At 56.3% G+C, this 1,314-nt stretch carries 1 protein-coding gene; it reads right to left on the reverse strand.

The features are described from left to right. Positions 1–1,048 precede the first annotated feature (1,048 nt). Positions 1,049–1,314, reverse strand: a 266-nt coding sequence (locus AB0H93_RS44240) for a hypothetical protein (RefSeq protein ID WP_358582968.1), incomplete at its 5' end; no start/stop codon positions are given.

Here is a 1,314-nt window from a genome sequence, read left to right on the forward strand (position 1 = left end):
AGTAGCACCAGTAGGGCCAGTAGCACCAGTAGCGCCAGTAACACCAGAAGCGCCAGTAGCCCCCGTAGCACCAGTAACACCAGTAGAACCAGTAGGGCCAGTAGCACCAGTAACACCAGTAGCACCAGTAGTTCCAGTTACACCAGTAGCGCCAGTAGCGCCAGTAGCGCCAGTAGCGCCAGTAGCACCAGTAGGGCCAGTAGAACCAGTAGCGCCAGTAACACCAGAAGCGCCAGTAGCCCCCGTAGCACCAGTAACACCAGTAGAACCAGTAGCACCAGTAACACCAGTAGCACCAGTAGTTCCAGTTACACCAGTAGCGCCAGTAGCGCCAGTAGCGCCAGTAGCACCAGTAACACCAGTAGAACCAGTAGAACCAGTAGAACCGGTAACGCCAGTAGGTCCAATATCACCAGTAGCTCCAGTTACCCCCGTAGGGCCAGTAGCACCAGTAGGGCCAGTAGCACCAGTAGCGCCAGTAACACCAGAAGCGCCAGTAGCCCCCGTAGCACCAGTAACACCAGTAGAACCAGTAGCGCCAGTAACACCAGTAGAACCAGTAGCGCCAGTAGCGCCAGTAGCACCAGTAGCACCAGTAGTTCCAGTTACACCAGTAGCGCCAGTAGCGCCAGTAGCGCCAGTAGCGCCAGTAGCTCCAGTTACACCAGTAGTTCCAGTAACACCAGTAGCTCCGGTAACGCCAGTAGCTCCGATATCACCAGTAGCCCCAGTCACACCAGTAGTTCCAGTCACACCAGTCACACCAGTCACACCAGTCACACCAGTAGTTCCAGTAGCCCCAGTCACACCAGTAGCCCCAGTCACACCAGTAGCCCCAGTTACACCAGTAGTTCCAGTAACACCAGTAGCTCCGGTAACGCCAGTAGCTCCGATATCACCAGTAGCCCCAGTCACACCAGTAGCCCCAGTTACACCAGTAGTTCCAGTCACACCAGTAGCTCCGGTAACGCCAGTAGAGCCAGTAGCTCCGGTAACCCCAGTAGAGCCAGTAGCTCCGGTAACCCCAGTAGAGCCAGTAGCTCCGATATCACCAGTAGCCCCAGTCACACCAGTAGTTCCAGTCGCGCCAGCAGCTCCTGTAATACCTGTAGCGCCAGTCACACCAGTAGTTCCAGTCGCGCCAGCAGCTCCTGTAATACCTGTAGCGCCAGTCACACCAGTAGTTCCAGTCACACCAGTAGTTCCAGTCGCGCCAGTAGCTCCTGTAATACCTGTAGCGCCAGTTATACCCGTAGCGCCAGTAGAACCGGTAGCACCAGTAGCTCCGGTAACGCCAGTAGAGCCAGGCACCGG

It is taken from the genome of Saccharopolyspora sp. NPDC050642, assembly GCF_040654735.1.
Classification (GTDB): Bacteria; Actinomycetota; Actinomycetes; order Mycobacteriales; family Pseudonocardiaceae; genus Saccharopolyspora; species Saccharopolyspora elongata.